The organism is Pseudoduganella sp. R-34 (genome assembly GCF_049904655.1).
GTDB lineage: Bacteria > Pseudomonadota > Gammaproteobacteria > Burkholderiales > Burkholderiaceae_D > Rugamonas.
On the sequence record NZ_CP184572.1, the window covers coordinates 2,192,368 to 2,204,979 of the forward strand.

Consider the following 12,612-nt stretch of genomic DNA (forward strand, 5'->3'; position numbering starts at 1 on the left):
AGTTGAAGCCGCATAGTGCGGGCCTTACTGGCTAACCTGGAAATAAATAATGGAAAGTTTTGCAGCCCTCTTCGAAGAGTCCCTGTCGCGTCAAGACATGCGCTCTGGCGAAGTGATCTCCGCTGAAGTCGTGCGTCTGGACCACAACTTTGTGATCGTTAACGCAGGCCTGAAATCGGAAGCTTTCATTCCTGTTGAAGAATTCAAGAATGACCAAGGCGAACTGGAAGTCAAAGTAGGCGACTTCGTTTCCGTGGCCATCGAATCGCTGGAAAATGGTTTCGGCGATACCATCCTGTCGCGTGACAAGGCCAAGCGCCTGGCATCGTGGCTGGCACTGGAAAAAGCAATGGAATCCGGCGAAATCGTCGTTGGTACCGTCAATGGCAAAGTCAAAGGCGGCCTGACCGTTCTGACCAACGGCATCCGCGCTTTCCTGCCAGGTTCGCTGGTAGACACCCGTCCAGTTAAAGACACCACCCCATTCGAAGGCAAGACCCTCGAATTCAAGGTTATCAAACTGGACCGCAAACGTAACAACGTGGTTCTGTCCCGCCGCGCCGTCATCGAAGCTTCGATGGGCGAAGAGCGTCAGAAGCTGATGGAAACCCTGAAAGAAGGCACCGTGGTGACCGGCGTCGTCAAGAACATCACCGACTACGGTGCGTTCGTTGACCTGGGCGGCATCGACGGCCTGCTGCACATCACCGACCTGGCATGGCGCCGCGTGCGTCACCCTTCGGAAGTCCTGACCGTTGGTCAAGAGATCACCGCCAAGGTCCTGAAGTACGATCAAGAGAAGAACCGTGTGTCCCTGGGCGTGAAGCAACTGGGCGACGATCCTTGGACCGGTCTGTCCCGTCGTTACCCACAAGGCACCCGCCTGTTCGGTAAAGTCACCAACCTGACCGACTACGGTGCGTTCGTCGAAGTTGAACAGGGCATCGAAGGCCTGGTTCACGTGTCCGAAATGGACTGGACCAACAAGAACGTGGCTCCAAACAAGGTCGTTCAACTGGGCGACGAAGTTGAAGTCATGGTCCTGGAAATCGACGAAGAGCGTCGTCGTATCTCCCTGGGCATGAAGCAGTGCAAGGCCAATCCTTGGGACGACTTCGGCATGACCCACAAGAAGGGCGATAAGGTCAAGGGCGCCATCAAGTCGATCACCGACTTCGGCGTGTTCATCGGCCTGCCAGGCAACATCGACGGCCTGGTGCACCTGTCCGACCTGTCCTGGACCGAGTCCGGCGAAGAAGCCGTACGCAAGTTCAAGAAAGGTGACGAACTGGAAGCCGTGGTTCTGGCAATCGACGTTGAGCGTGAGCGCGTTTCCCTGGGCGTCAAGCAGCTGGAAGGCGATCCATTCAACAACTTCGCAGCCATGAACGACAAGGGCTCCCTGGTGACCGGTACCGTTAAGTCGGTTGAGCCAAAAGGCGCCGTGATCGCCCTGTCCGACGAAGTTGAAGGCTACCTGCGCGCTTCCGAAATCTCCCGCGACCGCGTGGAAGATGCCGGCACCCACCTGAAGGTTGGTGATTCCGTGGAAGCCCTGGTGATCAACATCGATCGCAAGGCACGTTCGATCCAGCTGTCGATCAAAGCTAAGGACAACGCAGAAACCGCTGAAGTGATGTCGAAGATGGCTGCTGATTCCAGCGCCGCATCCGGCACCACCAGCCTGGGCGCGCTGCTGAAAGCCAAGTTCGACAACAAGAACTAATCTACCGAGCACTTAGATGACTAAGTCCGAATTGATCAACCGACTGGCTGAGCGTTACTCCCAGCTGGTGGCCAAAGATGCGGAGTATGCCGTCAAGACCATCCTCGATGCGATGACCAACGCTTTGGCCGACGGCCAGCGCATCGAGATCCGTGGTTTTGGCAGCTTTGCCCTGAATTCGCGGCCGCCACGCATTGGGCGCAATCCCAAGTCCGGCGACAAGGTGATGGTCCCTGAAAAACGGGTGCCGCACTTCAAGCCGGGCAAGCAGCTGCGCGAGCGGGTCGATGCGATGGTCGGGCAACCGATCATTGAGGACTGAGTCTCTGGCACAGTAGAATGAAGGGGCGGGCATTTGCCTGCCCTTTTTTTTGTTGTTTAGAACCGGTAAACCAGGGTCTGACCCGCAGGGTCAGACCCTCAACGGTTTCGAAGCCGCGGGTTTGGTTTCGAGGCCTTTGATCTTTTTCGAAAGTCAAAAGCTCAGAACCAACACCAACGGCCGTCGAGCAGACAGGGTCTGACCCTGCGGGTCAGACCCTGGTTTACCGGTTTTAAAGATAGGAACCAAGAATGAAATTTATTTCCACCGCCTTCGGCGTTGTCCTGTTTGTCCTGTTCTTTGGTTTTGCGTTAAAAAACACGCAGGAAGTCGACCTGCACCTGTTCCTGAATTACGAGCTGCGCGGCCCACTGGTGCTGATGCTGCTGGCCTTCTTCGTGGCCGGCGCCGCCCTGTGCATCCTTGCGCTGACTCCTACCTTGTTCCGCCAGCGCCGCGAATCGAACAAGCAGAAATCCACCATCCAATCCCTGCAGACCGCGGCCATGCAAGTAAACGAGCGCCCGCTGCCGGACAGCATCAACCCCCAGCGCTAAGATAAATATGGATTTTGAACTCTGGTGGCTGCTGGGCATCCCAGCCATGTTTGCCCTTGGCTGGATCGCCGCACGCGTCGATATCCGCGCCGTGGTATCCGAATCGCGCACGCTGCCGCGCGGTTATTTCCGAGGCCTGAACCATCTGTTGAACGACCAGCCGGACAAGGCCATCGATTCGTTCATCGAGATCGTCAAGCTCGATCCCGAAACCGCCGACATGCACTTCGCACTGGGCAACCTGTTCCGCCGCCGCGGCGAAACGGAGCGCGCCATCCGCGTGCACCAGAACCTGCTGTCGCGCCCAGACCTGCCGGCCGAGCAGCGCGCCCATGCCGAATATGAGCTGGGCCAGGATTACCTGAAAGCCGGTCTGCTGGACCGCGCCGAAGAAACCTATACCCGCCTGCTGGACACTTCCTACGCCGTGCAAGGCCGCAAGGCGCTGCTGGAAATCTACCAGCGCGAAAAGGAATGGAAGCGCGCCATCGAAGCCGCGCTTGCGCTGCAGGAGTCCGGTGCCGGCTCGCGCCAGAAGGAAATATCGCAGTTCTACTGTGAACTGGCGCAGGACGCACTGGTGCACATGAAGCCCGAAGAAGCGGAAAGCCTGCTGGAACAAGCCCTGCAGGCCGACCGCAGCAGCGTGCGCGCCACCATCCTGTGCGGCGACGCGCAGCTGGCGAAAGGCGACACCGAAGCCGCGCTGGTCACCTGGCGCCGCGTCGAGCAGCAATCCGTGCCGCATACCGCGCTGGTCGCAACGCGCCTGATGGACGGCTACCGCAAGGTGGGCCGCCCGCAGGAAGGTGTCAGCCTGCTGAAGTCCTACCTGGAACAAGCATCCTCGATTGACCTGCTGGAAGTAGTGTTCAAGGCCGTCATCGAACTGGAAGGCGTGGACGCCGCCAAGCAAGTGGTGCTCGACGAACTGCGCCGCACGCCGACCCTGCTCGGCCTCGACAAGCTGCTGGAAGCGCGCATGATGGACGCGCCGGCCTCCGTGCTGTCCGAGCTGTCGATGGTCAAGAACCTGGTGCACGGCTACACGCAAAAGCTGGCCCGCTACCAGTGCAGCCACTGCGGCTTCAAAGCCCGCCAGTTCTACTGGCACTGCCCGGGATGCAGCCGCTGGGATTCCTACCCGCCGCGCCGCACCGAAGAACTCAACGTGATGAATTAATAGGTGCCTGACCCTGCGGGTCAGACACCGGTTTACCGGTTTTCAAAAATGACCACTAAAAAAGCGCCCGCACTCGACAAAGTACGCATCCTGGTCGCAGGCGACGTCATGCTGGACCGTTACTGGTTCGGCGACGTCAGCCGCATTTCGCCGGAAGCCCCGGTACCCGTGGTGCGCATCGAACGCCGCGAAGCCCGCCTGGGCGGCGCCGCCAACGTCGCACGCAATGCCGCAGCCTTGGGCGCACACGCCGGCCTGCTGGGCATCGTCGGCGCCGACGAGGCAGGATCGGAAGTGGAGCAGCTGCTGCAAAGCGGCGGCATCCACAGCTACCTGAAGCACGACAACGCCATCTCCACCATTATCAAGTTGCGCGTGATCGGCCGCCAGCAGCAGATGGTGCGCATCGACTTCGAAGAGCCGCCAAGCGACGCCGTCTTGCGCAACAAGCTGGTGCAGTTCAAGACCCTGCTGCCGGAATACGACGTGATCGTGCTGTCCGACTACAACAAGGGCGGGCTGGTCGACGTGGCGGAAATGATCGCCACCGCACGCGCAGCCGGCAAGATCGTCATGGTAGACCCGAAAGGCGACGACTTCTCGCCATACAAAGGCGCCACCGTACTGACCCCGAACAAATCGGAACTGAAGCGCATCGTCGGCTCCTGGAACAGCGAAGAACAGCTGGTCACCAAGGCACAGAACCTGCGCGCAGAATTGTCGCTGGACGCGTTGCTGCTGACCCGATCGGAAGAGGGCATGACCCTGTTCACCGACGAAGGCATTTTCAACGTCCACGCCAGCGCCCGCGAAGTGTTCGACGTCTCCGGCGCAGGCGACACCGTGATCGCCACCATGGCCGCCATGCTCGGCTCCGGCGCCGGCTGGCAAGAAGCCGTCGAGACCGCCAACCGCGCCGGCGGCATCGTCGTCGGCAAGCTCGGCACCGCCACCGTCACCCGCGACGAGCTATTCGTATAAAAGTCGGGGTCAGGTCTGGCAATCCGCCACAAAAGGCACATTCGTGCCTTTTGTGGCGGATTGCCAGACCTGACCCCGACTTTTATGGTAATTGCCGCGTGAGATTACCGGCGCGGGAGGGGAGGGATCTTTGTTATATTGGCAATCCGCTCACTCTTCCCAAATCGCCATGCGCCCGATCATCCTTTCCCTGCTGGCTGCCGCGTCGCTGCAAGCGAACGCGCAGCCGAACTTCAATAAAGACATCGCGGGCGGCAGCGACCATCCGCTGGTGCACCGATATGAAGGTTCGATGCTTTATATGGTCGGCGGCACGAACCTGGGCCAGGTTAAGGTCGTCGATACCGAAGCCGGCAAGCCGGTACTGAAAAAGGTGGAAGGCAAGACTGCCAACCGCTATTACTGGGGCCCGAAAGGCCGCAGTCCGCTGGAAATCCATCGCAACTACCAGCAGGCGCTGACTGCCGCCGGCTTCAAGGTCCTTTACGCCTGCGAGACCGACCAGTGCGAAAAGGCCAAGGTGCAGAACCTGGTCCAGGAGCTTCCGCGCGAAGTGAACTGGAAATCGTTCGACGCTTATGTCAGCAGCACCTTTAATAGCGCCAACCAGCCGGGCTTCCATCTGGTGAGCGCTGCCAAGCCGGGGCCCGGTGGAAACACCTATGTCATGGTCGCACTGTCCGAGTACACCGACTTCCAGCGCGTGCGCCAGTTCGTGCAGATCGTCGAACCCACCGTGATGGAGGGCGGCAAGGTCACCGTTGACACGCGCGCCATCCAGGAAGGCTTGCAGCGCGACGGCAAGGTGGCGCTGTATGGCGTGACCTTCGACACCAACAAGGCCGTGATCCGTGAGCAATCGAGCGAACAACTGGAGCAGATGGCCAAGGCCCTGCAGGCGCAGCCCAGGATGAAAGTTTTCATCGTCGGCCATACCGACGACCAGGGCGAGTTCGAAGCCAACATGGCGCTGTCGCAGAAGCGCGCCCAGGCCGTAGCCGATGCGCTGGCAGGCAAATACGGCATTCAGGCCAGCCGCTTGATGCCGCGCGGCGTTGCCAACATGGCGCCGGTGGCCAGCAACGCCAGTGATGAAGGGCGGGCAAAGAACCGTCGTGTGGAATTAGTCGTGCGTTGATTGATCTGCCTCAAACCGCGCGCGGCCTGTGTCAGCCGGGCGGCGCGGGCTGCGTTGTGGCGAAACGAGGTCTTCTCGTGTCCACTTTATGGAGGCAATCATGATCAGGAAACTGCTGCTCGCCGTCGCTACGCTGGTCGCTTGCATGGGCATGGCATTCGCCCAGGTTGACGTCAACAAGGCCGACCAGGCCGCACTGGATAGCGTCAAGGGCATTGGCCCGGCCAAGTCCAAGGCCATCATGGCGGAACGCGCAAAAGGGGAGTTCAAGGATTGGGCCGACCTGGAACAGCGCGTCAAAGGCATCGGCGAGAAAAACGCCATCAAGCTGTCGGAAGCTGGCCTGATGGTCAACGGCAAATCGCGCGAAGGCGCGGCGCCGCGCAAGGAGACTGCGCGCAAATAAGCCAGGGCTCGCCGCGTTAATCCGCAGGCAGCGCCATTGATCGGGACGGGGAGGCGTTCATCGCATGCTTCCCCTGGCGCCAGCGGCATGGGGCACAGTTATGGACATGACAATGTCGTCATGCCATGAGAAACTAACGCCCCATGAAACCCCACGTTGTATTCCTCGCCGCAGTCGCCTCTGTTTCTTTGCTTGCATTAGCCCAGCCCACCGCAAGCCTAGACAAGAGCTGGTACCTCGCCGGTGAAAACCCGGACCTGTATGAAATAGGCGCCGACCCCAATGGCTTCCGCCGGGGCAGCTTTGCGAAGTTCCTGCGCGCGAAAACAGATGATCGCAAAGCATGGGCAACGCTGATGCAGACCATCGCTGCCGACAAGTATCGCGGCAAGCGCGTGCGTTTTTCTGCGCAGGTGCGTGCCGACAGCATCGGTGCCTGGAGTGGCCTGTGGATGCGGGTGGACCTGGAAAACGGCGAGACGGATGGTTTCTACAATAGCCAGGATAAGCCAATCAAGGGCAGTGCTGATTGGCAGCTGCGCAGTGTGACGCTTGATGTCGCTGAAAACGCGGACGTTGTCTTATTTGGCGTGAATGGCGTCGGCGGCGGCACGGTGTGGATCGATGACCTCAAAATGGAAGTGGTGGACAAGAGCGTGCCGGTCGATAAAATGCCGCCGCGCGAATACTGGCGTGCCCAGCACACCAATCCAAGCTTGTAATATGCAGAACGGACCCATGGCCGCCTTGCGCGCCCTCTTATCCGTGAGCCTGCGGGAAGGCGCTTCCAGTGCCTGCATATTTTTGCTGGTGGCCGGCTGCGCCGTGTTTGCTGGCTCTTACGACCGGCTTGCCTTGTTCGGCGCGCTCTTGCTCGATGCAGCGATCGTGCTGGCCGGTGCGCTGGCGCTGCGATGGCTGCTGCCGTCAAAGGCTGGCTGGACCTGGTGCTGGGCTGCCCAGCCACTATTGCAACTAATCGCTGCCGTGGCAGCGATGCAGGCTTACGCCAAGGGGACAAGCTACTTCCTGCTGCTGGCGCTGTCGCCCTTGCAAATGCTGGGGAGTGCGCTGGCTTTCGGAACCATCGTGCTGACGGTCCCGCTAATATATGCCCATCGCCAGGCGCGTGCCCTGGAAATTTCGGAGTTGCAGCGCGCAGCCTTGCAGGCGGAGTTGAGGTCCCTCCAGGCGCAGGTTGAGCCGCATTTCCTGTACAACACGCTGGCCAATACGCGCTACCTGGCGCGCCATGCGCCGGAACGTGCGGTGGACATGCTGGACCACCTGATCGCCTATTTGCGCACGGCCTTGCCCGACATGCGCACATCGTCGTCCACGCTGGCCCGGGAGTGCGAACTGGCGGGCCATTACCTGGCACTGATGGAGATCCGTTTCGGCACGCGCCTGGCCACCAGCATCGATTGCCCGCAAGGGCTGGGCGATCTGCCGGTGCCGCCGATGATGCTGATGTCATTGGTGGAGAACGCGGTGCAGCACGGAGTGGAGCCGAAACCGGGCGCCGTTTGCGTAAGCGTGGCAGCTGGACTCCGGGGCGATGGCCGGTTGGGCATCATCGTGCGCGACGATGGGGCTGGTTTGCAGCGCGAACAAGGCGCGCAGCTGCTGGGCAGCGGAGTTGGACTGCGCAACGTCCGCGAAAGGTTGCAAGCGCTATACGGCGGCCAGGCCGCGTTCGAACTGCGCCAGGCAGGCGATGGCGCCACCGAGGCGGAACTGTTGTTGCCGGTCGGGGGCGCTGCATGAAACCGCGCATCCTGATCGCTGACGATGAACCGCTGCTGCGCGCCGAGTTGCGCGAACTGCTGGCTGCACTGTGGCCCGAAGCGCAGCTGCTGCCCGATGCGGCGGATGGTTTCGAGGCGTTGCGGCTGGCACGCGAGCTGGCGCCCGACGTGGCTTTCCTTGATATCCGCATGCCGGGGCTGGATGGGCTGCAGCTTGCGGCCACCTTCGGCTCACGCACGCACGTCGTATTCGTCACCGCGTACAACGAACACGCACTGGCCGCCTTCGAGCAGGGGGCGCATGACTATTTGCTGAAGCCGGTCGATGCGGCGCGGCTGGCTCGCACTGTCGAGCGGCTGCGCGAACGTGTGTTGCTGCCGCCGCCGGACTTGCGCCGCATCGCCGGCGTTCGCGCGGCAAGCGCCGCTCCAGTGCAGCCGCCGTCATGGATCCAGGCTTCGGTGGGGCAGGCGGTGCACTTCATCGCGCTGTCCGACATCCTGTACTTCGTGGCGGAGGACAAGTACACGCGCGTGGTGGCGCAGGGCTTGGAGGCGCACATCCGCACTCCGCTCAAGGAACTGGCCGAAACGCTGGAAGGGGAGGGATTCTGGCAGGTCCACCGCAGCTACGTGGTGGCCGTGAAGCGCATTGCCGCCGCCGTGCGCGACGGCGACAACGCCATGTGGCTTTCTTTGCGCGGGCATGGAGCGCGGCTGCCGGTCAGCCAGCGCTTCCAGCACCGCTTCAGGACGATGTGACAGGCAGGTTGGCCAGGAAAGCGTGGATCTGCGACACCACGGCCGCGCCCTCGCCGACGCCGGCTGCCACGCGCTTGGTGGAGCCGGAGCGCACGTCGCCGATGGCAAACACGCCGGGCACGCTGGTTTCCAGCGGCGCGCGCTGCGGCGCGTCGGCCAGCGTCATCTTGGCGCGGCACTGGTCCTTGATGGCGTCGAAGCCGGTGCGGATGAAGCCCTGCGCATCGACCTCCACGCCGCAGTCTGCCAGCCATGCCGTGTTCGGGTCGGCGCCGATGAACAGGAACAGGCGGCATACGTCGCAGCTATCGACTTCGCCGGTGTCCTTGCAGCGGAAGGTCACGCGCGACAGCCCGTCGTCATTGCCTTCCAGCGCCACGATCTCGGTATGCGTGTGCAGTTCGATATTCGGCGTGGCCTTGATGCGATCGATCAGGTAGGTCGACATGGTGGCCTTCAGGCCGTCGCCGCGGATCACCATATGCACCTTGGAGGCGAAGCTGGACAGGAATACTGCCGCCTGGCCGGCCGAGTTGCCGCCGCCCACCAGCACCACTTCCTCCGACTTGCATAGCTTGCCTTCGATCGGCGAGGCCCAGAAATAGATGCCGCGGCCTTCGAATTCGCCGATATTGTCGAGGGCAGGGCGCTTGTAGCGCGCGCCGCTGGCCAGCACCACGGTCTTGGCGCGCACCACCTGCCCGCCGGCGATCTCGACGCGCAGCGGCCAACTGTCGCACAGCAGGCGAGTGGCTGGCGCGGGAATGGCAACTTCGACGCCGAACTTCTGCGCTTGCACGAAGGCGCGGCCGGCCAGGGCGCCGCCGGATATGCCGGTCGGGAAGCCCAGGTAGTTTTCAATGCGCGCGCTGGCGGCGGCCTGGCCGCCAAAGGCGCGCTGCTCCAGTGCCAGCACGGACAAGCCTTCCGAACCGGCGTAGACGGAAGTCGCCAGGCCGGCAGGGCCGGCGCCGACCACCACCACGTCCCACAGTTTTTCGGTATCGATGTCCGGCAGCAGGCCGATGCAATAGCCTACTTCCGCATTGCTCGGGTTCTTCTTCACCACACCGTCCGGGCACACCACCAGCGGCCAGTCGTCCGGGCCCGGCGCGTAGTACTCGCACAGCGCGCGCGCCTGCTCGTCGTCTTTCGGATCGAGGATGCGGTAAGGGTAGCCGTTACTGCTCAGGAAGCTGCGCAGGTGGAACAGGGCCGCATTGCCGGTCGGGGAAACCAGCACCAGGCCGCCGCCTTCCTTTTCCAGCAGGCCGACGCGGCGCAGGATCAGGGCGCGCACGATGCGCTCGCCCAGTTCCGCTTCCGCGATCACCAGCGCGCGCAGGTTTTCCGGCGATACTTCCAGCACTTCGACATCGTCCTTGGCGGTCGCATTGACCAGGGAAGGGCGGCCGGACAGCTGCGATACCTCGGCGGTGAATTCGCCGGGACCATGCTCGGTCAGGAATTCGGAATTGCCAAGGCCGTCGTATTTGCAGATCGTGATCGTGCCTTTCAGCCCGATGATCAGGCCGAAGCAGGTGTGGCCCGCTTCGAGGATGCGCACGCCGCGCGCATACTGGCGCACCGTGCCGAATCGGTGCAGGCGCTTGATTTCCTGCTCGGTCAGCACCGGGTTGACCTGGTGCCGGCGGCTCTCCAGCGTGGAGGGCATGGATATGACTTCGGTGTCGCTCATGGGGTAGGGCTCCTGTGTTATCCGGGTAGTTTAATTCAATTACCCCGGCCTGCTATGATTTGTCATGACCTTTACCATCCGGCCGCTGCATCCAGAAGAATTGGCCGCCTTCTTCCGCTACCTCAACGACCACCTGCTCGATAACGGCCGCGATGGCGCTCCCCTGTTCCAGCCCATGTCGCGCACCAGCGCCGGCTTCCCGCCGGAAAAGGTGAATGGCTTCAGCACCGGCCTGCAGGCCAGTTTTGGCCAGCAAGGCTGGCGCCGGGTCTGGGTCGCGCTGCGCGATGGAGAAATCATGGGCCATATCGACCTGCGTTCGCGCCCAGAGCCGGCGGCACGCCACCGCTGCTTGCTGGGCATGGGCGTGCACCGCGCTGCACGGCGCAGCGGCCTTGGCACGGCGCTGGTGGAAGCGGCTGCCAACTGGGCGCATGGCCAGGGGCTGGAATGGGTCGACCTGGAGGTTTTGGCGGGCAACCAGCCGGCCAGGGCCCTGTATCGCCGCTGCGGCTTCGTGCAGACGGGCGAGATTCCCGATTTGTTCCGGATCGACGGCGAGAGCCTGGGCTATGTCTTCATGTCCCTGCAGCTCGCCGCTGGAGCGGATAGAATGGGCGTTTGACAGAACAATTCATAGCAGGAACCATGGCATACAAAACAATCGCCGATACCATCGGCAACACGCCGCTGGTGCAGCTGGTGCGCATCCCCGGCGCGGAAGCGGCCGCACGCGGCAATATCATCCTCGGCAAGCTGGAAGGCGACAACCCGGCCGGCTCGGTGAAGGACCGCGCTGCCATGTCGATGCTGCGCCGGGCCGAAGAGCGCGGGCAGATCAAGCCGGGCGATACCCTGATCGAAGCAACCAGCGGCAACACCGGCATTGCGCTGGCCATGGCTGCTGCCATCAGCGGTTACAAAATGATCTTGCTGATGCCGGAAAACCTGAGCGAAGAGCGCCGCATGAGCATGGCCGCCTATGGCGCCAACATCATCCTGACGCCGAAAACCGGCGGCATGGAATACGCGCGCGACCTGGCCGAGCAGATGCAAAAGGATGGCAAGGGCATCATCCTCGACCAGTTTGCCAACGGCGACAACCCGCGTGCCCACTACGAAGGCACCGGTCCTGAGATCTGGCGCGATACCGAAGGCCGCGTGACGCACTTCGTGTCCGCCATGGGAACCACCGGCACCATCATGGGCGTGTCGCAATACCTGAAGGAACAGAACGGGAACATCCGCATCATCGGCGCCCAGCCTGAAGAAGGTTCATCGATCCCGGGCATCCGCAAATGGCCGGAAGCCTACCTGCCGAAGATTTACGACAAGGCGCGCGTGGACCAGGTGGAATACGTGTCGCAGGCCGCGGCGGAACGCATGGCGCGCCGGCTGGCTGCTGAAGAGGGTATCTTCTGCGGGATTTCGGCAGCGGGTGCCTGTGAGATTGCGCTGCGCATTTCGCAGCAAGTGGAAAACGCGACGATCGTGTTCATCGTCTGCGATCGTGGCGACCGCTATCTGTCGACCGGGGTGTTCCCAGCCTGAGCATAGGGCCGCTCACCCTCCCCGGGCGGGGAGGGTCAACCAGGGCTGGAATCAGCCCTCGTTTTTCGAGCCGCCGGCGCCTTCTTTCGGCTTGAACTGCTTGTCGCTGATGCGGAACTTATTGCGGCGGTCGCCCATCAGGTAGCGCAGGTCACGGATGCTCAGGTCGGAAACCTCGTGCATGCGGATCAGCAGCGATGCGCCAACCGGCAGGCGGTGGTGGCGGATCTTGGAGATCACAGGCGGCGCCACTTCCAGAGCGCGCGACAGGGCCGCATCGTTCTTCAGGCGCAGGTTTTCGATCAGGGTGTCGAGCAGACGGTTCGGATTGTACTGCAGCAGATCATCGCCTTCCGACTCGTTGTTCATATCATTACCGACTTGGTTGGTCATGTCTTCTGTTCCTTCTCTAAAGTTGTCCTGCTAACGACCCACGTCCTGCGACGGATTCCTGTTTAACAAGTTTCATAATATATACACAATTGTACAACAGTGCGGTCAGCAGTACTGGCGTGCAACAAAAAATAGTATATTGCTCT

At 61.8% G+C, this 12,612-nt stretch carries 14 protein-coding genes; 12 read left to right on the forward strand and 2 right to left on the reverse strand.

Annotation, left to right across the window (positions count from 1 at the left end; translation table 11 throughout):
* Positions 1-49: 49 nt before the first annotated feature.
* The 10 genes from rpsA to ACN9MW_RS10150 all read left to right on the forward strand — a co-directional run bounded on the left by rpsA (position 50) and on the right by ACN9MW_RS10150 (position 8,823).
* A complete protein-coding gene (gene rpsA / locus ACN9MW_RS10105) occupies positions 50-1,726 on the forward strand; it encodes a 30S ribosomal protein S1 (RefSeq protein ID WP_426170423.1) in 1,677 nt (558 codons plus the stop codon).
* 16 nt (positions 1,727-1,742) lie between these two features.
* Positions 1,743-2,048 (forward strand): integration host factor subunit beta, encoded by a 306-nt coding sequence (locus ACN9MW_RS10110; protein ID WP_028100433.1) that lies wholly within the window; start codon positions 1,743-1,745, stop codon positions 2,046-2,048.
* 251 nt (positions 2,049-2,299) lie between these two features.
* Positions 2,300-2,605: a LapA family protein gene (locus ACN9MW_RS10115; RefSeq protein ID WP_426170425.1), complete on the forward strand. Its 306-nt coding sequence runs from the start codon at positions 2,300-2,302 to the stop codon at positions 2,603-2,605.
* Positions 2,606-2,612: 7 nt separating this feature from the next.
* Positions 2,613-3,788: a lipopolysaccharide assembly protein LapB gene (gene lapB, locus ACN9MW_RS10120; protein WP_426170427.1), complete on the forward strand. Its 1,176-nt coding sequence runs from the start codon at positions 2,613-2,615 to the stop codon at positions 3,786-3,788.
* Between the two features lie 48 nt (positions 3,789-3,836).
* Complete coding sequence (gene rfaE1 / locus ACN9MW_RS10125) at positions 3,837-4,769, forward strand: D-glycero-beta-D-manno-heptose-7-phosphate kinase (protein ID WP_426170429.1); 933 nt, start codon at positions 3,837-3,839, stop codon at positions 4,767-4,769.
* Positions 4,770-4,938: 169 nt separating this feature from the next.
* Positions 4,939-5,907: an OmpA family protein gene (locus ACN9MW_RS10130; protein WP_426170431.1), complete on the forward strand. Its 969-nt coding sequence runs from the start codon at positions 4,939-4,941 to the stop codon at positions 5,905-5,907.
* A gap of 100 nt (positions 5,908-6,007) precedes the next feature.
* Entirely contained in the window at positions 6,008-6,313 is a 306-nt protein-coding gene (locus ACN9MW_RS10135) for a ComEA family DNA-binding protein (RefSeq protein WP_426170433.1), read from the forward strand.
* 143 nt (positions 6,314-6,456) lie between these two features.
* On the forward strand, positions 6,457-7,035 hold the full coding sequence (locus tag ACN9MW_RS10140; RefSeq protein ID WP_426170434.1) for a transcriptional regulator: 579 nt from the start codon (positions 6,457-6,459) through the stop codon (positions 7,033-7,035).
* Between the two features lies 1 nt (position 7,036).
* Positions 7,037-8,080 (forward strand): sensor histidine kinase, encoded by a 1,044-nt coding sequence (locus ACN9MW_RS10145; protein ID WP_426170435.1) that lies wholly within the window; start codon positions 7,037-7,039, stop codon positions 8,078-8,080.
* A complete protein-coding gene (locus ACN9MW_RS10150; protein WP_426170436.1) occupies positions 8,077-8,823 on the forward strand; it encodes a LytR/AlgR family response regulator transcription factor in 747 nt (248 codons plus the stop codon). The genes ACN9MW_RS10145 and ACN9MW_RS10150 overlap by 4 nt, the downstream gene beginning before the upstream one ends.
* Here the strand turns inward: ACN9MW_RS10150 and ACN9MW_RS10155 are convergent.
* Entirely contained in the window at positions 8,810-10,522 is a 1,713-nt protein-coding gene (locus ACN9MW_RS10155) for an FAD-dependent oxidoreductase (RefSeq protein ID WP_426170437.1), read from the reverse strand. The genes ACN9MW_RS10150 and ACN9MW_RS10155 overlap by 14 nt on opposite strands.
* A gap of 64 nt (positions 10,523-10,586) precedes the next feature.
* Here ACN9MW_RS10155 and ACN9MW_RS10160 point away from each other — a divergent pair, with 64 nt between their 5' ends.
* Both ACN9MW_RS10160 and cysM read left to right on the forward strand, forming a co-directional pair.
* Positions 10,587-11,147, forward strand: a complete 561-nt coding sequence (locus ACN9MW_RS10160) for a GNAT family N-acetyltransferase (protein WP_426170438.1) — start codon at positions 10,587-10,589, stop codon at positions 11,145-11,147.
* Between the two features lie 23 nt (positions 11,148-11,170).
* A complete protein-coding gene (cysM, locus tag ACN9MW_RS10165; protein ID WP_426170440.1) occupies positions 11,171-12,073 on the forward strand; it encodes a cysteine synthase CysM in 903 nt (300 codons plus the stop codon).
* A gap of 51 nt (positions 12,074-12,124) precedes the next feature.
* On the opposite strand, the gene ACN9MW_RS10170 is transcribed toward cysM, so the two are convergent.
* Positions 12,125-12,466, reverse strand: coding sequence for a hypothetical protein (locus ACN9MW_RS10170; RefSeq protein ID WP_426170441.1), 342 nt, complete (start codon positions 12,464-12,466; stop codon positions 12,125-12,127).
* Positions 12,467-12,612 lie beyond the last annotated feature (146 nt).

Excerpts from the sequence above, each read along its gene's own strand:
- rpsA (WP_426170423.1), top strand. The coding sequence starts at position 50 with ATGGAAAGTTTTGCAGCCCTCTTCGAAGAGTCCCTGTCGCGTCAAGAC.
- ACN9MW_RS10110 (WP_028100433.1), top strand. The coding sequence starts at position 1,743 with ATGACTAAGTCCGAATTGATCAACCGACTGGCTGAGCGTTACTCCCAG.
- ACN9MW_RS10115 (WP_426170425.1), top strand. The coding sequence starts at position 2,300 with ATGAAATTTATTTCCACCGCCTTCGGCGTTGTCCTGTTTGTCCTGTTC.
- lapB (WP_426170427.1), top strand. The coding sequence starts at position 2,613 with ATGGATTTTGAACTCTGGTGGCTGCTGGGCATCCCAGCCATGTTTGCC.
- rfaE1 (WP_426170429.1), top strand. The coding sequence starts at position 3,837 with ATGACCACTAAAAAAGCGCCCGCACTCGACAAAGTACGCATCCTGGTC.
- ACN9MW_RS10130 (WP_426170431.1), top strand. The coding sequence starts at position 4,939 with ATGCGCCCGATCATCCTTTCCCTGCTGGCTGCCGCGTCGCTGCAAGCG.
- ACN9MW_RS10135 (WP_426170433.1), top strand. The coding sequence starts at position 6,008 with ATGATCAGGAAACTGCTGCTCGCCGTCGCTACGCTGGTCGCTTGCATG.
- ACN9MW_RS10140 (WP_426170434.1), top strand. The coding sequence starts at position 6,457 with ATGAAACCCCACGTTGTATTCCTCGCCGCAGTCGCCTCTGTTTCTTTG.
- ACN9MW_RS10145 (WP_426170435.1), top strand. The coding sequence starts at position 7,037 with ATGCAGAACGGACCCATGGCCGCCTTGCGCGCCCTCTTATCCGTGAGC.
- ACN9MW_RS10150 (WP_426170436.1), top strand. The coding sequence starts at position 8,077 with ATGAAACCGCGCATCCTGATCGCTGACGATGAACCGCTGCTGCGCGCC.
- ACN9MW_RS10155 (WP_426170437.1), bottom strand. The coding sequence starts at position 10,522 with ATGAGCGACACCGAAGTCATATCCATGCCCTCCACGCTGGAGAGCCGC.
- ACN9MW_RS10160 (WP_426170438.1), top strand. The coding sequence starts at position 10,587 with ATGACCTTTACCATCCGGCCGCTGCATCCAGAAGAATTGGCCGCCTTC.
- cysM (WP_426170440.1), top strand. The coding sequence starts at position 11,171 with ATGGCATACAAAACAATCGCCGATACCATCGGCAACACGCCGCTGGTG.
- ACN9MW_RS10170 (WP_426170441.1), bottom strand. The coding sequence starts at position 12,466 with ATGACCAACCAAGTCGGTAATGATATGAACAACGAGTCGGAAGGCGAT.